Here is a 24,358-nt window from a genome sequence, read left to right on the forward strand (position 1 = left end):
GGCGGGCGCGGCCACGGCCGGCGCCGCGGCCAAGAGCGGCGCTTCGCGCTGGCTCGGCCCCATCGCCGGCATTGCCGCCGGCCTGGGCATCGCCGCGCTGCTTTCCAGCATGGGCCTGTCCGGCGCCTTCGCCGAATTCCTGTCGTCCGCGCTGCTGATCGCGCTGGCCGTCTTCGCCGTGATGTTCATCGTGCGCCGCCTGCGTGGCGCCGCGCCGCGTCCGGCCACGCAGTCCGCCTTCGGCGGCTCGGGCCAGGCTCCGGGCCAGCAGCAACAGCCCATGTGGCGTGAAACGCTGCAGCCGGCTCCGGCGGCTCCCGCCGCGCCTGTGGCCGCCGCTGCCGCGCCCGCCGCGGCCGCGCTGCCCAAGGCTGGCGAAGACAGCAACTGGTACGTGCCGGGCGACTTCGACACCGTCAGCTTCCTGAAGCAGGCCAAGGAACAGTTCGTGCGCATCCAGGCCGTCTGGGACAGCGGCGAAACCGACCGCCTGCGCGAGTTCCTGACCGACGATCTGATCGTCGAGCTCAAGCCGCAGCTGACCGAACGCGGCGGCGCCGCCAACAAGACCGAAGTGGTCCTGCTGAACGCCGAGCTGCTGGGCATCGAGACCGTTTCCGACGGCCACCTGGCCAGCGTCCGCTTCTCGGGCATGCTGCGCGAGGCGCCCGGCGCCGAGGCCTTCCGCTTCGAGGAAGTCTGGAACCTGTACAAGCCGGCCAACGGCGGCTGGTTGCTGGCCGGCATCCAGCAGATCCCGGTCGACTACGCCAGCTGAGCCTGACGTCTGCTGCACCGATCCGGATGGCCCTGGCCGTCCGGTCCCAACCGGCCCTTCTGGGCCGGTTTTTCCATGTCCGGGCGCAAAGCCACGCTACGCCCCGACCCGTTACACTCCAGGCTTGCCCACTGTAAAAAACCGGCAACCCCGCCCCTTGGCCGTTGCCGATTGCCTTTCATGCTGCCTCTTCCGTTTCTGCCCACGCCGTCACGCTTGGCCACCCAGGCGCTCAACATGCTGTTGAAGCGCGAAGACTGGGCGCGCGAGCGCCTGGTCCGCCACGCCGGTAAGACGGTGCGCTTCGCGCTGGGCGGATTCTCGCTGGGCCTGACCATCGGCAGCGACGGGCTGGCCGAGCTGTCCGATCCGGCCGTGGTGCCGGATGTGACGCTGACGGTCTCACCCGAAAAGCTGCCGCTGCCGCGCCTGTCGGGCGGCGAGGCGCCCGACGTGGCCGAGGCCACGCATATCTCCGGCGATGCGGCGCTGGCCCAGGTGGTGGCCGACCTGTCCAAGCAGCTGCGCTGGGATCCCGAAGACGCGCTGGCGCGCGTGGTGGGCGACATCGCCGCGCTGCGCCTGGTGGGCGGGGCGCGCAAGCTGGCGGGCGGCACGCTGCAGGCCGGCCAGCGCGCGGCCGAGAATGTGTCCGAATATCTGGCCGAGGAAAGCGGCCTGCTGCTGGGCCGTCCGGCGCTGGCGCAATGGCGCCTGGACCTGGCCGAGCTGGACGCGCGCGCCGAGGCGCTGGCGCGGTCCGCCGCCGCCTTGCAGACGAAACTGGTCGCCGCCGGCGCCAAGCGGGGCGCCTGATCCATGTTCCCCCTGCTGCGCCTGCTACGCATCATCCTGGTTTCCCTGCGCTACGGCCTGGACGAGCTGGTGCTCTCCAGCCTGAACCACCCGCTGGCCACCTGCCTGCTGCGCGTCATGCGGCTGGGCACTCGTCCGCGCCAGCCGCGCGGATTGCGGCTGCGCTTGGCGCTGGAGTCGCTGGGTCCCATTTTCGTCAAGTTTGGCCAGGTGCTGTCCACCCGCCGCGACCTGATCCCGGCCGATATCGCCAATGAGCTGGCGCTGCTGCAGGATCGCGTGCCGCCGTTCCCGTCGGCCCAGGCCGCCGCCTGCGTCGAGGCCGCGCTCGGCGCGCCGCCGGACAAGCTGTTCGCGCAATTCGATGTCGATCCGGTGGCTTCGGCTTCGATCGCCCAGGTGCACTTCGCGGTGCTGCACGACGGCCGCGAGGTGGCGGTCAAGGTGCTGCGCCCGGGCATGCTGAGCATCATCGAAAAGGACCTGTCGCTGCTGAAGATCGTGGCCCGCATCATCGAGCGCCTGGGTCCGGACGGCCGCCGCCTGAAGCCGCGCGAAGTGGTGGCGGAATTCGACAAGTACCTGCACGACGAGCTGGACCTGGTGCGCGAGGCCTCCAACTGCAGCCAGCTGCGCCGTAATTTCGGCCCCGAATCGGGCCGTGGCGACATGCTGATCGTGCCCGAGGTGATCTGGGAATACACCGCCGCCACCGTGTTCACCATGCAGCGCATGTACGGCATGCCGGTGGGGCAGGTCGAGCGCATGCGCGAGGCCGGCATCGACATTCCCACGCTGGCCCGCACCGGCGTCGAGATCTTCTTCACCCAGGTGTTCACCGACGGCTTCTTCCATGCCGACATGCACCCGGGCAACATCTACGTGTCTGACCGGCCCGAGACGCTGGGCAGCTATATCGCGCTGGACTTCGGCATCGTCGGCTCGCTGTCCGAGTTCGACAAGAACTACCTGGCGCAGAATTTCCTGGCCTTCTTCCACCGCGACTACCGCCGCGTGGCGCAGCTGCATATCGAGTCAGGCTGGGTGCCGCCCGACACGCGCGAGGAAGAGCTGGAGGGCGCGGTGCGCGCCGTGTGCGAGCCGTACTTCGATCGGCCGCTGTCCGAAATCTCGCTGGGCCAGGTGCTGCTGCGCCTGTTCCAGACCTCGCGGCGCTTCAACGTCGAGATCCAGCCGCAGCTGGTGCTGCTGCAGAAGACGCTGCTCAACGTCGAGGGCCTGGGACGGCAGCTCGATCCCAATCTCGATCTCTGGAAGACGGCCAAGCCCTATCTGGAACGCTGGATGCGCCAGCGCGTCGGCATCAAGGGCCTGCGCCAGAGCCTGGAAAAGGAAGCGGCGCAGTGGTCGCAGATGCTGCCGGCGCTGCCCAGGCTGGTCCACGACCATCTCAACCGCCCGAACGTCTCGCCCGCCCTGCTGGCCGAAATGGTCCAGCTGCGCCGGGCGCAAGAGCAGAACAACCGGCTCGTCGCGGCCCTGGTCGGCGTGATCGCGCTGGCCGTCGGGGTGGCGCTGTGGGCATTGACCCGGTAGGCGGCGCGATGCTCTAGACGGCTCCTGTCATGTTTCGTTCATGAAACAGTCATCATAGCTTCGCGGGATGCGGCGAAAAATAGCGCTCGCGGGAGACGGCGCCACCCAGGCTCCATCCTGCGCCGCGCGCCGACGGAACATGCCGCCCGCAGGCGCGCAGCGCGGCTTCCAGGCCGCGGCGCCATTCGATTTATTTCTATAGCCCCACGCGGGACATATACAAGGGCAGACCATGCTTTATCCTGAACTCTTCAAGACCATGGAAGCCGTGCGCTGGAACATGGCGCATGACATCCCCTGGGATGATTTTGATCGCAGCAAGCTCTCCGACGAGCAGGCCCAGACGATCAAGATGAACGCCATCACCGAATGGGCGGCGCTTCCTGCGACGGAGATGTTCCTGCGCGATAATCGCGGCGACAGCGATTTCTGCGCATTCATGTCGGTCTGGTTCTTCGAAGAGCAGAAGCATTCCCTGGTGCTGATCGAATACCTGCGCCGCTTCCGCCCGGACCTGATGCCGACCGAGGAAGAGCTGCACAAGGTGCGCTTCGAGTTCGATCCGGCGCCCGAGCTGGAAACGCTGATGCTGCATTTCTGCGGCGAGGTGCGCCTGAACCACTGGTACCGCCGCGCCGCCGAATGGCATACCGAGCCGGTCATCAAGGCCATCTACAAGACCGTGGCGCAGGACGAGGCCCGCCATGCTGGCGCCTACCTGCAGTACATGCGCCGTGCGCTGCACGACCGCGGCCAGGAAACCAGCGAGCAGGCCCGCCTGGCGTTCTCGAAGATCGGCGTGCTGATGGCGTCGGCCGCGCGCACGCAGCAGGCGCTGCACCCGACCAACCTGCACGTGAACAAGCAGCTGTTCCCCAACGACACGGTGCAGTCGCGCCTGCCCGAGCCGGGCTGGCTGGAGCACTGGCTGGACACGCAGATCCGCTTCGACGGCGTCTGGGAGCAGAAGGTCGCCTCGCGCATCCTGCACATCCTGTCCAAGCTGATGGACCGCAGCTTCGAGACCGTCAAGGATCTGAACCGCTACCGCAAGGAAATGACGGCGCTGCTCGTGCCCAAGGAAAAGGAAATCATCCTGGCGGGCGCCTGACCGCTACAATCCGGCCATGACCGCCCGCTTCGAATCCAAGATCCTGTCCCGCGGCGACTGCGTCGCCGCCGTCGCCGCCGGCCGCTATGCGCGGCCGCTGGTGTTCACCAATGGCGTCTTCGACATCCTGCATCGCGGGCATGCCACCTACCTGGATCAGGCGGCCCAGCTGGGCGGCACGCTGATCGTGGCGGTCAACACGGACGAATCCGTGCGCCGCCTGGGCAAGGGCGCGGAGCGCCCGCTCAACCGCATGGAAGACCGCGCCGCGCTGCTGGCGGCGCTGGGCTGCGTCGCCGTGGTGACCTCGTTCCACGAGGACACGCCCGAGGTCCTGATCGGCCAGTTGAAGCCCGACCTGATCGTCAAGGGCGGCGACTACGACATGGAAACACTGCCCGAGACCGCGCTGGTCAAGAGCTGGGGCGGCCGCGCGGTGGCGATTCCGTTCGAGTTCGAGCGTTCCACGACGGCGCTGGTGAAGAAGATCCAGGGCGGCTGAGCGGTCGCGCGCCGATCCTCTGTCATGCAAAAAAGAAGGCGGCCCCATGGGGCCGCCTTTTTCATCCGCGCGCGGGGCAGGCCGCGATCAGAATTTCCAGCGCAGCGTCATCGACGCGGTCTGGTCGCGGTTGCCCGAACCGAACTGTCCGCTGTAGCCCACCGCCAGCGTGGTGCTGCGCGACAGGTTGCCGTCCAGGCCCAGTTCCACCAGCGCCGCATTGCGAGCGATGGGCGCGCCGGTCACCGAGAACGAATCGCCGCCGGCAAAGGCCATGGTGGTGCTGGGTTGCACGTCGCCGAAGGTATGCCGCCAGCCCAGGCCCGCACGGAGCGCGGCGCTGATCGAGCCCAGCATGATGTCCTGGCGGCCGCGCAGGCCCAGCGTGGTGGTGGTCAGGGCGTTGCGCTGGCTCTGGCCGGACAGGGCCGCGTAGCCGCCCGATTCGGAGAAGCCACGGATGCGCTGGTCGCTCCAGGTCAGGCCCGCGTACGGTTCCAGCGTCAGCGCGGGCGAGACGCGCATGGCGTAACCCAGCTCGGTGAACAGCTGCGCGGTGCTGGCGCCGTAGTCGGCCTGCAGCTTCTGCGTGCCGCCGCCGATCCGGACCATGCGCTCGGTGCTCAGGTCGTGCCAGGTATAGGCGCCGCCGGCCAGGAAGTTCAGCTTGCCCGCGCCCGCCTCGAAGGACTTGCCGGCGTACAGGGTCAGGCTGTAGTTGCTGATGTCGGCCTTGGAATCGACGGCGTCGGCGCGGGCGCGCGAGTCGGTGTAGCCCACCGCGCCGCCCATGCGCCAGCCGCCGCCCAGCGGCCGGTCCGCGCCCATGAACAGGCCGCCCGTGTGCTGGCGCACTTCGGCGGTGTTGTCGGTGGCGCTGGCGCGTTGCCAGTTGCCGATCACCTGGGCCCAGACCGGGCGCACGGTGGAGCCGGGCAGGGTGGCCGCGTCGGGCGCGGCGTCGCTGGCGCCCGCGGCGGCGCTGGGCTGGCCGGGCAGCAGCGCGGCGGTCATGTTGCTGCGGAAGTGTTCCAGCGGCAGCATCGCGGACGTGTTGGCGACGTTGCGCAGCGACGCGGCGTTGCTGGCATGGGTTTCGCCGGACAGCGCGGTGAACGTCGGCGCGGGCGCGCCCACGGGCAGGTTGAGCACGGCCTGGTACAGCGGATTGCTGGCGGGCAGGCTCTGGACCCCGCGCGCCGCGGCGCGTTGGTTGCTGGTGTCGGCCAGATCCTCGAAACGGATGGGGCGGGTGGGGGTGACGGGATCCGGGTCGGGCTTGGGCGCCTGGCGCAGGGCCAGCGTCAGCACCACCGTGTTGCCTTCGTTGGCTACGGTGGGCTTGAGATAGGCCAGGTTGGAGGTGGCGGACATGAACTTGTTGGTCAAGGTCTGCGCCGTCAGGATGGTGTAGCGCGTGTTTTCCGCATACGTGCCCGTGCCGGCGACCACGCTGACCGTGCCGTGTATTTGCGCCTTGCCGTTGACATCGAGGCGGTCGGCGGCGGTGGGGGTGGCGCGGACCTCGAAGGTGTCGCCGGGCCCCAGGTACAGGTCGCCCGTCATGGAGGCGGTGGTGGGCTTGCCATCCGCGCTGTTCAGCGCCAGCGTGTTGCGGCCGGTCGACAGGATATGGCCCATGGTGCTGGATCCGTTCGCCAGTTCCAGGCGATTGCCATCGCCGGTCAGCCTGACCGCGACGCCGTTGGCGCCGGAACCGTCTCCCCCCGCGGTGATGTTGCCGTAGTTGACGATGTAGACGTTGTCCTTGGCGACAACGCCGGCGCCCGAGGTGCCGGAGTGATATGGGCTGGGGTAGTCGCTGTTGTTGGCGGCATTGCCGCCCGTGATCTGGCCACGGTTGACCAGGTCCGGCAGACTGAGCGCGGAGCCGGGCAGGCGCGGCGTATTCGAGCCGGCCATGATGACAACGCCGTTGCCACCGTTGCCGCCACGGGAGTTGGGGGTCATGCTCATGCCGCCCTCTCCACCCGTGATGCGACCTTCATTGACCATGCGGCCATTGCGCAGCACGGCCCCGTCTCCGCCATTGCCGCCTGGGGCGATGCCGGAGGGGGCTGCGCCGTTGTTGTAGCCGCCCGTGCCGCCGACGATAAGGCCGGCATTCTGGATCGTGCCTTTGTCCAGGTATAGCGCGGCCCCGCCACTGCCTGGCCTGCCGCCCATCGAATAGGTGGCGTCGCCGCCCACCAACTGACCCGTGGCGGTGACATTGACCTTGCCGTCCATCACGATCAGGCCATCGCCGCCGCCGCCGCTGCCATCTGTCGATGAATAACCGACCCAGCCCGAGCCGCCGAGCAGGTTGGATCGGACCGTGATGGTGGCATTGGCGCCACCGAAGTAGGCGGCCGCGCCGCCGCCGCCACCGCCGAAGGTGGGGGAGGTGCCACCCACGCCGCCATGGGTGATGGTGGTGAATTCACGGACGGTGTTGGCGGACAGGTCGGACACCGTGGCCTTGCCGTCGTTCGGGTCGATGTTTTCACCATTGCCCTGGTTTTCCCAGCCGCCTCCCTTGCCGCCCGGATTGTCGCCGCCGCCGCCGGCGCCGCCGGCCAGGGCCTGGCTGGCCGCCAGGGTCAGCGCGGCGCTCAACAGCGCGGTGGTCAGGCGGGGCAGGAATGGGGGGCGAGGCGTGGACGTCAGCGCGATCTGATCGTCGGAAACGTGGGCATAGCGTGTAGTCATGGATGCGTCGTCTCATGGAACGAAGCATCGGACGGCCTCGTTCAGCGGCGCGGATCGTAACAGGTTAAGAAACAAAGTTTCTTATCATTTCTCACTGTGTCGCAAAAATGCTACTTCCTGGTAGGGGCTTTCAGCGCGGCTCGCGCAGCAGCCGATTGATCGCTTCCAGGTCGGTCTCGGCCAGGATGCCGCTGACCGCTTTCAGCCGCAGCCCGGACAGCAGCGTGGTGTAGCGCGCCAGCGCCAGATCGCGCTGGGTGGCATAGAGCTGCTGCTGGGCGTTGAGCACGTCCAGGCTGATGCGCACGCCCACTTCATAGCCGGTGCGGTTGGCCTCGACAGAGGCGCGACTGGATTTCTCGCCGGCTTCCAGCGCGTCGATGCGCGCCAGGCCGCTGGTCACGCCCGAGTAGTGCTGGCGCGCGGATTGGACGGCCTGGCGCCGGGCGGCCTCGAAATCGTGCCGCGCCTTCTGTTCGAGCTGCACCCGCTCGGTCACCTGGGACGAGATGCCGCCGCCCGAGTACAGCGGAATCGACAGCACCACGCCCACGCTGTTGTTGATGGGCTTGCCGGGCGCGCTGCTGCCGTTGCTCATGACCGCGTCGCTGGCGCTGCCGCTGGTGGCGCGCAGGTTCACGGTGGGGTAGTGGCCGCTCTTGGCGATCTGGATGTCGCGGCCGGCAATGCGGGTCTGGAGCTGGGCGCGCAGCACGTCCAGGTTGGAGGCCTCGGCCTGCGTGCTCCAGTCGTTCAGCCGGGCCGGCTGGGGCGAGGGCAGGCGCACGCCGGGCGGCAGCTCCGCCAGCGCGCCGGCAGGCGAGCCCAGGATCTGGGCCAGCACGTCGCGGCGCACGTCCAGGTCGTTCTGCAGCCGCAGTTCCTGCGCCAGCACCAGGTCGTAGCGCGCCTGTGCCTCGTAGGTATCGGTGATGGTGGCGTTGCCCAGCTCGAAATTGCGCTTGGCCGATTCCAGCTGTCCCGCGACGGCAGCCTTCTCGGCTTCGGTCGCCGTCAGCGCGTCCTGGGCGTAGAGCACGTTGAAATAGGCTTCGGCCACGCGCAGCAGCAGGTCCTGGAAGGCCTGTTGCAGCCGCACCTCGGCGTCGGCGGTCAGCAGCTTGGATTGTTCATAGGCCTGCCAGCGCGACCAATTGAACAGCGGCTGTGTCAGCGCCAGGTCCCAGGTGCCACGGCCGCCGCTGTAGGCCACGCCGAAGCCTTGCGTGCTGCGGGTTTCGCGGTAGGCGCCGCCGGCCTCGGCGCTGATCTGCGGCAGCAGTCCGGCGCGGGCCTGGGGTTCCTTTTCCAGGCTGGCGCGGTAGTTGGCGCGCGCGGCCGCATAGACCGGGTCGCTGCCCAGCGCGGTGCGCCAGACCTGCATCAGGTCGTCGGCGGCATGGGCGCGCGACGGGCCGACGCTTGCGGCGCAGGTGAAGACCAGTAATGCCGTAAGCGATCGGACGCGCATGATGTTTCGTGGGAGTCGTGCGGCTCCAGGACGTCCGCCCCGCATCCCCGCGCTGGGCGGGGACGGCGCGGGCGGCGCCGGATCAGAACTTGAACTGGGACACCGTCGCGCCGCGCAGCGGCTTGATGACGGTTTCGAACAGGTTGACCGTCTCGAAGCTGGCGGCCGTGGTGCGGGTGATGCGACAGGCGGTCATGACGGGCGCCTGGCCCACGATGACGACCAGGCGGCCGCCGACGCGCAACTGATACTTGAGCGCGTCGGGCACGGCGGGCACCGAGCCGGTCACCAGGATGGCGTCATATTCGGTCGAGCCCCAGCCGTTGCGGGCGTCGCCGGTTTCGACCTTGACGTTGGTGACGTTGTTCATCTGCAGGTTCTGCTGAGCGAAGGTCACCAGGCGGCTGTCGATCTCGACCGAGGTCACCTGCTGCGCCAGATAGCCCAGCAGCGCGGCCTGGTAGCCCGAGCCGGTGCCGATTTCCAGCACACAGTCCGACTTGGTCAGCTGCAGTTCCTGAGCCAGGCGCGCCTCGATCTTCGGGGCCAGCATGTTCTGCCGGGAGTCGACGCCGTTGATCTGCAGCGGGATCTCCAGGTCGGAGAACGCCAGCGCGCGCAGGGCGGGCGGAACGAACTGTTCGCGACGCACATCGAACAGGGCTTGCAGCACATTGGCGTCAAGCACGTCCCAGGGGCGGACCTGCTGTTCCACCATGTTGAAGCGGGCTTGTTCTACGTCGGGCAGGGTCGAAGCGTTCATGACGGTCAGAGAAAACAGAGGAATCAACTGACCATTGTACCGATTCGTAGCGTCCTGTGACGCCATGGGGCGCGGGCCCGGCCGGGGAGGGCGTCAGGCCGCCTCCGGCCGGGGGAATGTAACCGCGCGCCGCTCACCACCAGGCGTGGAAGTGGTGCACCGGGCCGTGGCCCGAGCCGGCCGACAGGCGGCCGGACTGGCGGATGGCTTCCGTCAGGTAGGCCTTGGCGCGGCGGGCCGCCTCGGGCACGTCGCCGGTCTGCGGCAACAGCGCGGCCAGCGCGGCCGACAGGGTGCAGCCGGTGCCGTGCGTGTTGGCGGTCTCGATGCGGTGGCCGGGCAGCTCGATCATGCGGTCGCCGTCGTGCAGCAGGTCGATGGTGTCGTTGCCGGGCAGGTGGCCGCCCTTGACCATGACCCAGCGCTCGCCGGCATAGGCCATCTTGTTGCGCAGGCGCTCGGCCACGCGACGCATTTCCTTGACGCTTTCCACCGGCCGCTCTTCCAGCAGCACGCCGGCCTCGGGCAGATTTGGGGTCAGCAGCGTGGCCTGGGGCAGCAGCGCTTCGCGCAGCGCGCTCACGGCGTCGCGCTCGAGCAGCAGGTCGCCGCTCTTGGCCACCATGACCGGGTCCAGCACCACGTGGGCCGGCTGCCACTTGGCGAGCTTCTCGGCCACCACCAGCGTCACGGGCTGCTGGCCCAGCATGCCGATCTTGACCGCGGCGATCGGCACGTCGGCGAACAGCGTGTCGATCTGCAGGCCGACGAAGGCCGGCGGCACGGGCGAAATGCCGGTCACGCCCTGTGTGTTCTGCGCCGTCAGCGCGGCGATCACGGCGCAGCCGTAGGCGCCCAGGGCGCTCATGGTCTTGACGTCGGCCAGGCTGCCGGCGCCGCCGGACGGATCGACGCCGGCGATGCTGAGCGTGTTGGGGATGGGGCGGGCGTTCATCGGGCGTGTCCTTGGCGCCGGGAGGCGGCGTTCGCTGCGCGCCGACGGGCGACGGCGTTCATTTCGCGGCGCCCGCGGCGATCAGGCCGTCGGTGGGCGAGCTGGGCGCGCCGCTGTAGAGCTTCTTCGGCATGCGGCCGGCCAGAAAGGCCTCGCGGCCGGACTCCACGCCCTTCTTCATGGCGCTGGCCATCAGGATCGGGTCGCGGGCGGCGGCGATGGCGGTGTTCATCAGCACGGCGTCGCAGCCCAGCTCCATGGCGATGGCGGCATCGGACGCGGTGCCCACGCCGGCGTCGACCACGATGGGCACGCGCGCCTGGTCGATGATCAGGCGCAGGTTCCAGGGATTCAGGATGCCCATGCCCGAGCCGATCAGCGAGGCCAGCGGCATCACCGCCACGGCGCCCAGGTCTTCCAGCATGCGGCACTGGATGGGATCGTCGGTGCAATACACCATGACCTTGAAGCCTTCGTCGACCAGGGTCTTGGTGGCCTTGAGCGTTTCGGGCATGTTGGGGAACAGCGTGTGCGGATCGCCCAGCACTTCCAGCTTGACCAGGTCGTGGCCGTCCAGCAGCTCGCGCGCCAGCCGCAGCGTGCGGATGGCATCGTCGGCCGTGTAGCAGCCGGCGGTATTGGGCAGCAGCGTGAATTTCGACGGCGGCACGTGGTCGAGCAGGCTGGGCTCGCCGGCGTTCTGGCCGATGTTGGTGCGGCGGATGGCGACGGTGACGATCTCGGCGCCGCTGGCGTCCAGCGCCTGGCGGGTCTGTTCGAAATCCTTGTACTTGCCGGTGCCGACGAGCAGGCGCGACGAATAGGCGCGGCCGGCGATGGTGAGAGTGTCTTGGGTGGTCATGGCGGTGTTTCGAAGAGCGGGACCGGGAGCGGACCCGAGGGACGGTCAGAGCGTTGCACGAATGATAAAGCACGCGGCGGCGGTGTCGACGCACAGGACGGAACGAGGCGTTCCACTATTTGCCGAACCCGGCGGAATTCCGTCGCGGGTCGGCTATTGCCGCATCGCGTCCAGCGTCTCGCATAGCGCCTCGGCCGCGTCGACCAGCCGGGGGCCGGGACGGTAGAGGGCGTCGGCGTCGATGCCGTACACATGGCCGGCCTGGGCGGCCGGCAGGCCCAGCTTGCGCCAGGCCGCGAGGTTGTTCGCGTTGTCTTGCGGCCGCGACACGCCCGCCAGCACGGCGTCGGGACGGGCCGCCAGCACGCTTTCCAGCGACACCTGGGGCGCCACCACGGGCGAGTCGGCGAAGACGTTGACGCCGCCGCACAGCCGCAGGGCGTCGCTGACGATGCTGGTCCGGTTCAGGGTGTAGATGGGATCCAGTCCGGCCTGGATGAAGACCCGCAGCGGCCGGCGGTCGGCATGGCGCGCGGCCAGCCGGTCGAGCCGTTCGCGCAGCGCCCTGGCGGCGGGCCGAGCCTGGTCCTGGGTGCCGAACAGCTCGCCCATCCGTTCCACGGCGGCGGGGATGTCCGCCAGCGACTGCGGATCGCTGTAGTAGACCGGCACGCCCAGCTTGTCCATGACGCGGACCAGCGGTTCGGCGGCGGCCGGTTGCCAGGCGATGATCAGGTCGGGCCGGACGGCGGCCACGCGTTCCGCGTCCGGTTGCGTGCCATCGCCGATGACCGGCAGCGCGAGCGCCGCCGGCGGATAGTCGCTGCCACGGATGGTGGCGGCGATATGGCCGCCGGCGCCAGCCGCGTAGACCAGCTCGGTGGCATGCGGCGCCAGCGTCACCGCCCGGCGCGCGGGCTCGGCCAGCACGACCACGCGGCCACGGTCGTCCTGCGCGTGGATCGCGGCGGCTTGCGAGTGAGCCGATCCCAGGGCCAGCGCCAGCCCCAGGAGGGTCGCACGCAAGGTCGCGCGGGCGGGTCTCATGCTTGCTCTAGTAACGCAGCGTCAGGGACGCGTAGAAGTTGCGTCCGGGAGCAGGGTACAGGTTGTAGCGCGCCGTGGAGCCCAGGTACTGGAAGTCCGTGTTGGCGCCGCGCACGCCGTAGCTGGCGTACTTGCGATCCAGGATGTTGTTCACGCCCACCGCGCCTTCGATGTTGCGGGTGAACTTGTAGGCCAGCTTGGTGTTGAACAGAACATAGGCGTTCAGTTCCTCGCCGAACTGGTTGGCCTGGTCGTTGTCCATGCGCGATTTGCCGACGTATTGGGCCGACACGTTCCACAGCAGCGCATCGGTGGGACGCCAGGTCACGCCGGCGTTGGCCAGCCACTTCGGCACCAGCGGCACCCGCTTGCCGGCCAGGTCCACGCCGCTGTAGGTGCCGGAACGGAACTTCGCTTCCATCCAGGTCAGGTTGGCGTCCAGCGTGATGCTGCTGGTCAGGGCATGATGTCCTTCCAGCTCGATGCCTTGGCGGCGGGTTGGGTCGAGGTTGACGTTGCCGCCGGTGCCCGGACCCCAGATGCCATCGCCCAGCGGGTTGTACTGGATCTCGTTGCGCAGGTCATAGCGGAACCAGGACAGGCGCGCGCTGCTCTTGTCCGACTTCCAGGTCAGGCCCAGTTCCTTGTCGGTGGAGGTCTGCGGCGCCAGCGGCGATTTCACCGACACCAGTTCGTCGGCGTTGGCCAGGCGGAAGCTGCGGCCAACCTTGGCATAGGCGCCGAAGCCGGCGCCGATGTCCTGGCGCACGCCCAGCTGCCAGGCGGTCAGGTGGTTGCCACGGTCGGACGGCTGGTCCGTGCCGGACAGGATCTCCACCTTGTCCGAGGCGTATTGGCGGCGCAGGCCCAGGGTCACGAGCGTGCTTTCGGTGGCGCGGATCGTGCCCTCGGCGAACAGGCCGTACTGATGCTGGCGCGACTCCCACTTCGACGGCGTGAATGCGTAGTAGGCATTCTGGCTCGAGGTGGTCTTGGCTTCCTGCGCGTCGGCGCCGAAGACCACGCTGTGGCCGCCGTTGAAGGGCAGGCGGTAGCGCAGGCTGGCGAGGTTCTCGGTCAGCTTCTGGTCGCGCAGGGTATTGCCGAAGCCGTCGTACGAGACGCCGTCGAGCTTCTTCTGGCGGGTCGACGCGTCGGCGTACAGCGTGCCGGCGCCGATGACCTGTTCAACCTGCAGGCCGATGGTGGTGGTGGTGGTCTTGACGCGGTCGATGTCGTTCTTGGCGCCGCGCGGGTCGCTCTCGAATTCGTTCTTGCCGGTGGCCGGGTCGATCAGGCGCGGACCGGGCAGGTCCAGGCGCTGCGTGGTGGTGTTGCCGTACAGGCGGATCGAACCGTTGTCGTGGCGCAGCGTGATGCCGCCGCCGCCGCCCTCGCGGCGCTCGCCGCCGTGGTCGCGGTAGCCGTCGGTGCGCAGCGACTGCATGTAGGCGTCGACGCCGACCTTCTGGTTGTTCAAGGCGACGGCCGCGTCGTACTGGCGCAGGCCGTAGCTGCCGAACGTGGCGGTGGCGCGGGCGGTGACCGGTTCCTTGGAGAAGTCGCGGCGGGTGATGATGTTGATCACGCCGCCGGTGGTGCCGCCGCCGTATTGCACGGAGCCGCTGCCGCGCACGATTTCGATGCGTTCGACCTGGTCCAGCGGCACCACGCCGAGGTTGGGCGCGGACAGGTCGTTGGTGTTCTGCTTGACGCCGTCCACCAGGATGAGGGTGTTGCTGGCGCCGGTCATGCCGAAGCCGCGCAGGTCGACGATGGCGTTGTCGGTCGAGCTGCTGGTGTTCAGCAGGTGGATGCCGGCCTGCGTGGACAGCAGGTCCTGCATGGTGCGCGCGCTGCTGGCGGCGATATCCTCGGCGGTGATCACCGAGACCGCGACCGGCAGGGTAGCGGCGTCGGAAGGCACGCGTTGCGCCGTGACGATGACGGGGCTGAGTTCGGTGGGGGCGGGAGTTTGCTGGGCGGCGGCCAGGGCCGGCGCGGAACAGAGCAGGACGCCGGCGCTGCGGCGGAGGGTACGGGCTTTCATCTGCATGACCTCGAAGCGACCCGCGACCCCGCAGGCCATTCACGATGGGAGGACGCCGCGTCCGGCGGACCGGGAAGGGGGCGTCCTGACTGTCGAACAGGCCGGTATCGGGCTGCCATGCGGCTGGCGCATGGGGACCGTTGCGGGGGCAGCACAGGCTGGGCATGGCCGGCGGGCTTGATGGGCCGCCGGCGGGGACGCCTTCCTGTTTCCCGTTTACCTTTCGCGCGCGGCCGGCAAGTGTTGTGTTCTTGCCGGCAATGTGCGCCGAAAGCACCGGTTCGGGGCCGAAACTGTATCACCGCCGGGCGGGAAAGGCCCCGTTTTGTTACGATCAAGGGTTGATTTCACGGCGTTTTTCCCCTTTTCGCCACACGTCCAGGACTTTCTCGTGTCTTATCCCCGCCTGCCCTATCCGCCCGAGGCCTTTACCCGTGGCGGCGACTTCGCCCGACTGCTGGGCCAGCGCATCCTGATCCTGGACGGCGCCATGGGCACCATGATCCAGCGCTACAAGCTGGGCGAGGCGGATTTCCGCGGCGAGCGCTTCGCCGGCCATGGCAAGGACCTGAAGGGCGACAACGAACTGCTGTCGCTGGTCCGGCCCGACGTGATCGCCGAGATCCATCGCCAGTACCTGGAGGCCGGGGCCGACGTCATCGAGACCAACACCTTCGGCGCCACCTCCATCGCCCAGGGCGACTACGACCTGCCGGAACTGGCCTACGAACTGAACCTGGTATCCGCCCGACTGGCGCGCGAGGCCTGTGACGCCTACAGCACGCCGGACAAGCCGCGCTTCGTGGCCGGCGCGCTGGGCCCGCAGCCCAAGACCGCCTCCATCTCGCCGGACGTGAACGACCCGGGCGCGCGCAACGTCACCTTCGACGAGCTGCGCGTGGCCTATGTCGAGCAGCTGAACGGCCTGCTCGACGGCGGCATCGACATCGTCCTGATCGAAACCATCTTCGACACGCTCAACGCCAAGGCCGCGATCTACGCCACCGAGGAAGTGTTCGAACAGCGCGGCATTCGCCTGCCGGTCATGATCTCCGGCACCGTCACCGACGCCTCGGGCCGGATCCTGTCCGGCCAGACCGTGGAAGCCTTCTGGAACTCGGTGCGCCACGCGCGCCCGGTCACCATCGGCCTGAACTGCGCGCTGGGCGCGGCGCTGATGCGCCCCTACGTGGCCGAGCTGTCCAAGATCTGCGATACCTACGTCTGCGTCTACCCCAACGCCGGCCTGCCCAATCCCATGGCCGAGACCGGCTTCGACGAAACCCCGGCCGACACCTCGGCGCTGCTGGAGGAATTCGCGCGCGCCGGGCTGGTGAACATGTCCGGCGGCTGTTGCGGCACCACGCCCGACCATATCCGCGCCATCGCCGACAAGGTGACCGCGCTGACGCCGCGCGTCGTGCCCGAGATTCCGGTCAAGACCCGCCTGTCGGGCCTGGAGCCGCTCAACATCGATGAGGACACGCTGTACGTCAACGTTGGCGAGCGCACCAACGTGACCGGCTCGAAGATGTTCGCGCGCCTGATCCGCGAGGAAAAGTACGACGAGGCGCTGGCCGTGGCCCGCCAGCAGGTCGAGAACGGCGCCCAGATCATCGACATCAACATGGACGAGGCCATGCTGGATTCGGTGGCCTGCATGCATCGCTTCCTGAACCTGATCGCGTCCGAGCCGGACATCGCCCGCGTGCCGGTCATGATCGACAGCTCCAAGTGGGAAGTCATCGAGACCGGCCTGAAGTGCGTGCAGGGCAAGCCGGTGGTGAACTCCATTTCCATGAAGGAAGGGCTGGACATCTTCCGCGAGCACGCGCGCCTGTGCCGCCGCTACGGCGCCGCCGTGGTGGTGATGGCGTTCGACGAGCAGGGCCAGGCCGACACGCTGGAGCGCCGCAAGGAAATCTGCGGCCGCGCGTACCAGATCCTGGTCGAGGAAGAAGGCTTCCCGCCCGAGGACATCATCTTCGATCCCAACGTGTTCGCCGTCGCCACCGGCATCGACGAGCACAACCACTACGCGGTCGACTTCATCGAAGGCACGCGCTGGATCCGCGACAACCTGCCGCACGCGCGCATCTCGGGCGGCGTGTCCAACGTCAGCTTCTCGTTCCGTGGCAACGAGCCGATGCGCGAAGCCATCCACACCGTGTTCCTGTACTACGCGGTCAAGGAAGGCATGACGATGGGCATCGTCAACGCCGGCCAGCTCGGCGTGTACGCCGACCTGGATCCCAAGCTGCGCGACCTGGTCGAGGACGTGGTGCTGGACCGCGCCGAGCCTGTAGGCAAGACCGAGGCCGACGACGAACGCACGCCCACCGAGCGCCTGGTGCAGTTCGCCGACACGGTGAAGGGCTCCGGCGCCAAGAAGGAAGAAGACCTGGCCTGGCGCGCCGCCTCCGTCGAGGCGCGCCTGTCGCATGCGCTGGTGCATGGCATCACCGCCTTCATCGTCGAGGACACCGAAGAGGTGCGCCAGAAGATCGCCGAGCGCGGCGGCCGACCGATCGAGGTAATCGAAGGGCCGCTGATGGACGGCATGAACGTGGTCGGCGACCTGTTCGGCGAGGGCAAGATGTTCCTGCCGCAGGTGGTGAAGTCGGCCCGCGTCATGAAGCAGGCGGTGGCGCACCTGATTCCCTTCATCGAAGAGGAAAAGCGCCAGATCGCGGCGGCCGGCGGCGACGTGCGCGCCAAGGGCAAGATCGTCATCGCCACCGTCAAGGGCGATGTGCACGACATCGGCAAGAACATCGTGTCGGTGGTGCTTCAGTGCAACAACTTCGAAGTCGTGAACATGGGCGTGATGGTGCCCTGCGCGCAGATCCTGGAAAAGGCCAAGGAAGAGCAGGCCGATATCGTCGGCCTGTCCGGCCTGATCACGCCCAGCCTCGAGGAAATGGCCTACGTCGCCTCGGAAATGCAGCGCGATCCGTATTTCCGCGAGCGCAAGGTGCCGCTGATGATCGGCGGCGCCACCACCAGCCGCGTGCACACGGCGGTGAAGATCGCGCCGAACTACGAAGGCCCGGTGATCTACGTGCCCGACGCCAGCCGCTCGGTGGGCGTGGCCACCAACCTGATGTCGACACAGCGCGACGCCTACCTGGCCGAGCTGGCCGGGGAGTACGAGGACGTGCGCCGCCGCCACGCCAACCGCAAGGCCACGCCGCTGGTGCCGCTGGCCGAGGCGCGCGCCGCGCGCCCGCAGATCGACTGGGACGCCTACACGCCGCCGCGCCCCAAGTTCATCGGCCGCCGCACCTTCAAGAGCTACGACCTGGCCGAGATCGCGAAGTACGTGGACTGGGGCCCGTTCTTCCAGACCTGGAGCCTGTTCGGGCCGTTCCCCGCCATCCTGGACGACAAGGTCGTGGGCGAGCAGGCGCGCAAGGTCTATGCCGACGGACTGGCCATGATGAAGCGCATCGTCGAGGGCCGCTGGCTCACCGCCAACGGCGTGGTGGGCTTCTATCCGGCCAACAGCATCAACGACGAGGACATCGAGATCTACAAGGACGAGACGCGCAGCGAAGTGCTGTTCACGTACCGCAACCTGCGCCAGCAGGGCGCCAAGCGCGAGGGCGTGAGCAACAAGTCGCTGTCCGACTTCATCGCGCCCAAGTCCAGCGGCAAGCTGGACTACGTGGGCATGTTCGCCGTGACCGCCGGCCTGGGCATCGAGAAGAAGGAAGCCGAGTTCGAGCGCGACCTGGACGACTATTCCAGCATCATGCTCAAGTCGCTGGCCGACCGCCTGGCCGAGGGCTTCGCCGAATGCCTGCACGCGCGCGTGCGCCAGGACCTGTGGGGCTACGCGCCCGACGAGGCCCTGTCGAACGACGACATGATCGCCGAGAAGTACGTGGGCATCCGCCCCGCGCCGGGCTATCCCGCCTGCCCGGAACACGTCGTCAAGACCGACATGTTCCGCGTGCTGGACGGCGAGGACATCGGCATGATGCTGACCGACAGCTACGCCATGTACCCGGCGTCCAGCGTGTCGGGCTTCTACTTCAGCCACCCGCAATCGCAGTACTTCAATGTCGGCGTGATCGGCGAGGACCAGCTGGAAGACTACGCGCGCCGCAGCGGCCGCAGCATCGAGGACCTGCGCCGCACGCTGGCGCCGAACCTGGGGTGAGCGGCGTTCGCCGCGCAAGGTTCAGCCCGCCGGCGGCGCCAGCCTGCCCAGCACGGCCTCCAGCGCCAAGCCGATGGACAGCACCTTGCGGTCCTCGCCCGGCAGGCCGTCGATCTCCAATCCCACAGGCAAGCCTGCCGCCGACAGCCCAGCCGGGATGTTCAGGCCGGGCAGGCCGGCGTTGCTGCCTGGGTCCGTGTTGCGGATCATGCGCATGAAGTGTTCGATGGCGCTGGCCTGCGCGTCGGCCGTGATCGGCAGCACCGGCATCGTTGGGAACAACAGCGCGTCCAGGCGATGGCTGGCGAAGGCGCTTCGGTAGGCCGCGATCAGCGCGTCGCGATGCGTGGCCATGGCCGCCTCGTACAGCGGCGTCAGCGGCACCGGCGCGCCGTCGGGACCGGGCACCGCGACCGGCAGGATCATGCCGTCGAAGAGGCCCTTGACGTCCGGGCTGGCGATGGCCGCCGCTACCTGCGCGATGTCCACGCCGGTGTCGTAGCGCTTCAGGTAAGCCGTCAGATCCGTCTTCGCCTCATATATGCAGACCGGCATGCCGACAGCCGCGTTGGCCTCGGCCAGTCCGGGCGTTTCCAGCGGTACCAGCGTCACGCCGGCCGCGCGCAGCCTGTCCAGCGCCGCTTGCATCACGCGTTCGACTTCCGGCTCCAGCTCGGCCCAGAAATCGGAGGGCAGGCCCAGTCGCAGGCCGGCCGCGGGCACGGCCAGCGCGGGCTGGTCTTCGCCGGCCAGGATCGCGTCCAGCAGCGCGATGTCTTCCATGCTGGCCGCCAGCGGTCCCGGCGTGTCGCGCGTATGGGAGATGGGCGTGATGCCGGCGCCGTCGTAGCGACCCACGGTGGGACGAAAGCCCGCCACGCCATTGACGGAGGCCGGCAGGCGCACAGAGGCGCCCGTGTCGGTGCCCAGCGCCGCGGGCGCCAGGCGCGCGCCCACCGCAGAACCGCTGCCAGAGGATGAACCGCCGGCGACGCGGTCGGCGTCGTAGGCGTTGCGCGTGCCGGGGCCGCGCGGGCCGGGAAAGGCGTGGTTGTAGCCGGACACGCCGAAGGCCAGTTCGTGCATGTGGGTCTTGCCCAGGATCACCGCGCCGGCTTCTCGCAGCCGGCGCAGCACGGGCGCGTCCTCGGCCGGACGGAAATGCTTCAGCGCCGGCGTGCCGGCGGTATTGGGCAGGCCGGCCACGTGGATGTTGTCCTTGATGGCCATGGGCACGCCATGCAGCGGGCCTTGCGGCCGCCCGGCGGCCAGCGCCTCGTCACAGGCGCGGGCCTGGGCCAGCGCGCCGTCCCGGTCCACCGTGATGAAGGCGTTCAGGTCCTGGCGCGCGTCGATGCGGTCCAGGTAGGCGCGGGTCAGGTCCAGGCTGGTCAGCCGGCCCTGGCGGATCAGCGCGGCGGCTTCGGCCACGGTCAGTTCGGGAGCCTGGCCGGAAGCGGGCAGGGGCGTGCGGGACGTGTCGGTCATGCGGTCTCCTCGCGGCGTTGCGATGTCGGGGGATGCGTGATGCGGATCCTTCTCCGGGCTCGTATCTTATCGGCAGCGCCACCGGATCGTCGTTTGGTCTACCACTTGTATTCTGGTAAACCATGATAGTGAAAAGTGGTGAACCAATTAGAATTTGGTCTAACCAATTTAAGAAGCCATGAACCTGCAACTGATCCCCAAGCCCGAAGATCCCGCGCAAAAGCCGGGACTGGACCGCGCCTATCTGCGTCTGGCCTCCCAGATCCAGGCCCTGGTGGTCCAGGGAGAATTCGCGGTCGGCCAGCGCCTGCCGGCCGAGCGCGCGCTGGCCGAACGCTTCGATGTCAGCCGCACTTCGCTGCGCGAAGCCATCATCGCGCTGGAACTGCAGGGCGTGGTCGAGGTGCGCGGCGGATCGGGCATCTATGTCTGCGAGCCCAAGCCGGGCGTGGCGCGCCTGCCCATGGCGCAGGAACCCGGCGCCGGCCCGTTCGAGCTGCTGCGCGCGCGCTGCCTGATCGAATCCGAGATCGCCGGGCTGGCAGCCACCACGCGCAAGGACGCGGATCTGGACCGTATGTTCGAGGCTCTGACCACCATGCGCGAGCAGATGATGGACAAGGTCGCCAACGAAGAGGCCGACCGGCGCTTCCACCTGTACATCGCGCAGTCCACCGGCAACAGCGTGCTGCAAGCCACGGTGGCATCCATGTGGGACCAGGCGCGCGGCCCCGTCTGGGAAAAGATCGAGCAGCACTTCCACACGCAGGAATTGCGCCAGGCCTCGCAGGAAGACCATCAGCGCATCTTCGCCGCCCTGGTGGCGGGCGATGGCGACGCGGCCCGGCTGGCCATGCGCGGCCATCTGGAGCGCGTGATCGGTGAATTCGCGCAGGGGTGGCGCTGATGCGGACCCGCGACGCGACCCTACGACATGGCCCCGTGAGGCGGCCTTAGCAGGCGGCCCCCCGGAACGAGCAGGGAACATACCTTGCCGGCCGGACCCGGGCCCATCAAGACCAGGAGACAAGACATGCAGCGACATTACAAGGGGAGCGGCGCATGGCGCCGCTGGGCGGCGGCCGCGCTGCTCGCGGCCGCCAGCGCGGCCGGGGCGCAGGAAGCGCCCGCGCCGGGCCAGAGCCCGCGCGTGGACGCCATCCGCAAGGCCGGCGAATTGCGCGTCGGCGTGTTGCAGAACGCGCCCTGGCTGATCCAGGACGTGTCCGGCAAGAGCGGCGAGGCCTGGAGCGGTCCCGCCTGGCTGCTGGCCAGGGAGTACGCGCGGCGCCTGGGCGTGAAGCTGGCGCCGGTGGCCGTGTCGCACGAGACCAAGGTGCCGGTGCTGGCCGCCAACCAGGTCGACATGACCATCAGCCCGCTGGCCGAAACGCCGGAACGGCTGAAGGTGGTGGACTTCGTGCTGTACTCGGCCACCAGCGTCTGCATGTTCGGCCGCGCCGGCAACGACAAGCTGGCCCAGGTCAAATCCGTGGACGACCTGAACCGTCCCGGCATCACCATTGCCTATTTCACCGGCGGGGCCGAGGAAGCCTGGGTCAAGCAGCGCTTCCCCAATGCCACGCTGCGCGCCGTCGCCAACTCCGGCGCCACCGCGCCGATCGAGGAAATCATGGCGCGCCGCGCCGACGCCGCGCCCATCAACCGCGTGCCCTGGGTCGGCCTCAAGCGCAAGGTGCCCGGATTGCAGGTGTTTCCCGCCGAGGCCAATTGCCAGCAGAGCACCGAGAAGGCCTCGCCGGTCGGCCTGGCCGTCGACAAGGGGCAGGACGCTTACCTCGCCTGGCTGCGGCAGGTGGCGGTTTCGATGAAGCCCCAGCTGGACGCCGACGAAACGCGCGTCATCGAGCAGTTGCCTTAAGCCTGCAATCGCGGCTCAACCCGCTACCCAACCGCAACACAGGAACGCCGCGCGCCGCGCGGATCCGGCGACGCCGCCGGCGGCTGCACGCGCCCGTGACGAACACGCCGTCCCACACTAGGAGACATGACATGCAACAGCGCTTTTCCCGCCGCGCCGCCGCGCGACTGGCCCTCTCGGCCATCGTCCTGGCCGGCGCCAGCTTCTCGGCCCAGGCTCAGACGCCGCCCGAACCCGGCGCCAGCGAACGCATCGACGCCATCCGCAAGGCCGGCGTGCTGCGAGTGGGCGTGGTCAACAACCCGCCCTGGCTGGTGCAGAACACCTCGGGCTCGGGCGAGCCGTGGATGGGCTCGTCGTGGACGCTGGGCAAGGAGTTCGCCAAGCTGCTGGGCGTGAAGATGGTGCCGGTGCAGGTCAGCCATGAGACCAAGGTGCCGGCGCTCATCGCCAACCAGATGGACATCATGATCGGACCGCTCAACGAGAACGCCGAGCGCGCCAAGATCATCGACTTCGTCACCTTCTCCAGCACCAGCGTGTGCATGTTCGGCCTGGCCTCCAATCCGAAATTCACCGGCGTCACCAAGGTCGAGGACTTCAACCGTCCCGAGATCACCATGGCCTATTTCTCCGGCGCAGGGGAAGAGCCGCTGGTGCGCGAGCAGTTCTCCAAGGCCAAGCTGCGCGGCGTGGCCAACTCGGGCTCGGTCGCGCCGATCGAGGAAGTGCTGGCCGGCCGCTCGGACGTGGCGCCGCTGAACCGCATGCTCTGGCCCAGCATCAGCAAGAAGGTCAAGGGCCTGGCGGTCTTTCCCAAGGACAACAACTGCCAGGACAGCAAGATCTTCGAGATCCAGGCCGGCATGGGCGTGGCCAAGAACCAGCCCGTGTACCTGGAATGGCTGCGCAAGGTCGAGGCCCGCATGCATCCCGAACTGGCCGCCGAAGAGCGCCGCATGACCCTTGAGTTGAAGTAGGCCCCCCCCGAAGCGCTGCGCGCTTCCCCCCAGGGGGCATGTCTACGGACCGGCGGAGCCGGCTCCGTGACATCCCGATTGGGGGCGCCTGTTTTCTTGCGGGGCACTGATGCATGCGGCGCACGCTGCCTGCGGGGCGTTGGCGTGGTGAATAACTGAAACGAGTATGACTTCATGCTGAATTGCGAAATCCATGGCGCGCAGGACCTGCGCCTGACGGAAGTGGCGCCCGAGGCGCTGGGCCCCACGCAGGTGCGCGTGGGCGTGAAGGCCGTGGGCATCTGCGGCTCGGACCTGCACTACTACCGGCACGGCAGGGTCGGCGACTTCGTCATCCGCGAACCGCTGACGCCCGGCCACGAGGCCTCGGGCCAGGTGCTGGAAGTGGGCGCGGCGGTGACGCGGGTCAAGCCCGGCGACCGCGTGGCGCTGGACCCGGCGCGCACCTGCGGCGTGTGCCGCTATTGTCGCCAGGGCGACTCCAATCACTGCGAGGCCGTGCATTTCTTCGGCAGCGCCAGCCGCTATCCGCACATGCAGGGCGCGATGCGCGAGCAGGTCGTGGTGCAGGAAAGCCAGTGCCTGCCGGTGCCGGACAGCCTGTCGTTCGAGCTGGCCGCTTTCGGCGAGCCGCTGGCGGTGGCGCTGCACGCGGTGCGCAGCGCCGGCACGCTGCTGGGCAAGACGGCGATGGTGGTGGGCGCCGGCCCCATCGGCGCGCTGGTCGTGATGGCGGCCCGGCTGGCCGGCGCCAGCCACGTCATCGCGGTGGACATCGTCGACCAGACGCTGGCCGCCTGCGCGCGGGTGGGCGCCACGCGCACCATCAACGCCGCCACCGATCCCGGCGCGCTGGACGAGCTGGCGGCGGGCAAGGGCACGGTGGACGTGTGCTTCGAGGCGTCCGGCAACTATGCCGGCCTGGCCAACTGCATCCGCGCGGCGCGCCCGCGCGGCACCATCGTCACGGTGGGCACGCTGTCCGGCAGCAGCGCCGATTGCCCGTTCAACCAGATCATGGTCAAGAGCCTGACCTGCGTCGGCAGCTTCCGCTTCGTCGACGAGTACGCCTGGGCCGTGGATTACCTGAGCCGAGGCCTGCTGGACGTGTCGCCGCTGCTGAGCGCGGCGGTGCCCGTGCGCCAGGCGCATGAGGCCTTCGCGCTGGCGGCCGACCGGACCCAGGCCATGAAAGTGATGGTGACCTTCTAGGCGCCGT

Annotated in this window: 18 protein-coding genes; 10 read left to right on the plus strand and 8 right to left on the minus strand. The window is 68.6% G+C overall.

Annotated features, from left to right (window positions below; genetic code table 11):
* From AC6LJ9_RS23860 to rfaE2, 5 genes are all read left to right on the plus strand, one after another.
* Positions 1–778: Tim44 domain-containing protein (locus tag AC6LJ9_RS23860; RefSeq protein ID WP_498149468.1), on the plus strand; the 778-nt coding region annotated here is incomplete at its 5' end.
* Positions 779–958: 180 nt separating this feature from the next.
* The gene (locus AC6LJ9_RS23865) at positions 959–1,594 is read left to right on the plus strand and encodes a ubiquinone biosynthesis accessory factor UbiJ (RefSeq protein WP_498149469.1); all 636 of its coding nucleotides are present in this window, start codon (positions 959–961) and stop codon (positions 1,592–1,594) included.
* A gap of 3 nt (positions 1,595–1,597) precedes the next feature.
* On the plus strand, positions 1,598–3,151 hold the full coding sequence (ubiB, locus tag AC6LJ9_RS23870) for a ubiquinone biosynthesis regulatory protein kinase UbiB (RefSeq protein WP_212320987.1): 1,554 nt from the start codon (positions 1,598–1,600) through the stop codon (positions 3,149–3,151).
* Between the two features lie 232 nt (positions 3,152–3,383).
* Complete coding sequence (locus AC6LJ9_RS23875) at positions 3,384–4,262, plus strand: ferritin family protein (RefSeq protein WP_103272232.1); 879 nt, start codon at positions 3,384–3,386, stop codon at positions 4,260–4,262.
* Positions 4,263–4,278: 16 nt separating this feature from the next.
* On the plus strand, positions 4,279–4,764 hold the full coding sequence (rfaE2, locus tag AC6LJ9_RS23880) for a D-glycero-beta-D-manno-heptose 1-phosphate adenylyltransferase (protein WP_103272233.1): 486 nt from the start codon (positions 4,279–4,281) through the stop codon (positions 4,762–4,764).
* A gap of 87 nt (positions 4,765–4,851) precedes the next feature.
* Here rfaE2 and AC6LJ9_RS23885 read toward each other — a convergent pair whose 3' ends face one another.
* From AC6LJ9_RS23885 to AC6LJ9_RS23915, 7 genes are all read right to left on the minus strand, one after another.
* Positions 4,852–7,476 (minus strand): autotransporter family protein, encoded by a 2,625-nt coding sequence (locus AC6LJ9_RS23885; RefSeq protein WP_498149470.1) that lies wholly within the window; start codon positions 7,474–7,476, stop codon positions 4,852–4,854.
* 130 nt (positions 7,477–7,606) lie between these two features.
* Positions 7,607–8,947: a TolC family outer membrane protein gene (locus tag AC6LJ9_RS23890; RefSeq protein ID WP_498149471.1), complete on the minus strand. Its 1,341-nt coding sequence runs from the start codon at positions 8,945–8,947 to the stop codon at positions 7,607–7,609.
* An 82-nt stretch (positions 8,948–9,029) separates the two neighbouring features.
* Entirely contained in the window at positions 9,030–9,710 is a 681-nt protein-coding gene (locus AC6LJ9_RS23895; protein ID WP_103272236.1) for a protein-L-isoaspartate O-methyltransferase family protein, read from the minus strand.
* Between the two features lie 133 nt (positions 9,711–9,843).
* On the minus strand, positions 9,844–10,665 hold the full coding sequence (gene thiD, locus AC6LJ9_RS23900) for a bifunctional hydroxymethylpyrimidine kinase/phosphomethylpyrimidine kinase (protein WP_212321580.1): 822 nt from the start codon (positions 10,663–10,665) through the stop codon (positions 9,844–9,846).
* A gap of 58 nt (positions 10,666–10,723) precedes the next feature.
* Positions 10,724–11,527: a thiazole synthase gene (locus tag AC6LJ9_RS23905; RefSeq protein ID WP_212321566.1), complete on the minus strand. Its 804-nt coding sequence runs from the start codon at positions 11,525–11,527 to the stop codon at positions 10,724–10,726.
* A gap of 153 nt (positions 11,528–11,680) precedes the next feature.
* Entirely contained in the window at positions 11,681–12,574 is an 894-nt protein-coding gene (locus tag AC6LJ9_RS23910; protein ID WP_498149472.1) for a cobalamin-binding protein, read from the minus strand.
* 7 nt (positions 12,575–12,581) lie between these two features.
* Positions 12,582–14,624, minus strand: a complete 2,043-nt coding sequence (locus AC6LJ9_RS23915) for a TonB-dependent receptor (RefSeq protein WP_498149473.1) — start codon at positions 14,622–14,624, stop codon at positions 12,582–12,584.
* Positions 14,625–15,015: 391 nt separating this feature from the next.
* Between AC6LJ9_RS23915 and metH the strand changes: the two genes are divergently transcribed.
* The gene (metH, locus tag AC6LJ9_RS23920) at positions 15,016–18,789 is read left to right on the plus strand and encodes a methionine synthase (protein ID WP_498149474.1); all 3,774 of its coding nucleotides are present in this window, start codon (positions 15,016–15,018) and stop codon (positions 18,787–18,789) included.
* A gap of 21 nt (positions 18,790–18,810) precedes the next feature.
* Here the strand turns inward: metH and iaaH are convergent, their stop codons facing one another.
* Positions 18,811–20,277 carry an indoleacetamide hydrolase gene (gene iaaH, locus AC6LJ9_RS23925; protein ID WP_498149475.1) on the minus strand — a complete coding sequence of 489 codons (1,467 nt, stop codon included), beginning with the start codon at positions 20,275–20,277 and terminating at the stop codon, positions 18,811–18,813.
* A gap of 178 nt (positions 20,278–20,455) precedes the next feature.
* On the opposite strand from iaaH, the gene AC6LJ9_RS23930 reads away from it, so the two are divergent.
* From AC6LJ9_RS23930 to AC6LJ9_RS23945, 4 genes are all read left to right on the plus strand, one after another.
* Positions 20,456–21,184, plus strand: a complete 729-nt coding sequence (locus AC6LJ9_RS23930) for a FadR/GntR family transcriptional regulator (protein ID WP_212319626.1) — start codon at positions 20,456–20,458, stop codon at positions 21,182–21,184.
* A 126-nt stretch (positions 21,185–21,310) separates the two neighbouring features.
* Positions 21,311–22,159, plus strand: coding sequence for a substrate-binding periplasmic protein (locus tag AC6LJ9_RS23935; RefSeq protein ID WP_498149476.1), 849 nt, complete (start codon positions 21,311–21,313; stop codon positions 22,157–22,159).
* Positions 22,160–22,290: 131 nt separating this feature from the next.
* The gene (locus AC6LJ9_RS23940) at positions 22,291–23,139 is read left to right on the plus strand and encodes a transporter substrate-binding domain-containing protein (RefSeq protein ID WP_498149477.1); all 849 of its coding nucleotides are present in this window, start codon (positions 22,291–22,293) and stop codon (positions 23,137–23,139) included.
* Positions 23,140–23,313: 174 nt separating this feature from the next.
* Positions 23,314–24,351, plus strand: coding sequence for an L-idonate 5-dehydrogenase (locus AC6LJ9_RS23945; protein WP_212319632.1), 1,038 nt, complete (start codon positions 23,314–23,316; stop codon positions 24,349–24,351).
* Positions 24,352–24,358 lie beyond the last annotated feature (7 nt).

The sequence above is a fragment of the Achromobacter sp. 1011811831 genome (genome assembly GCF_059760905.1).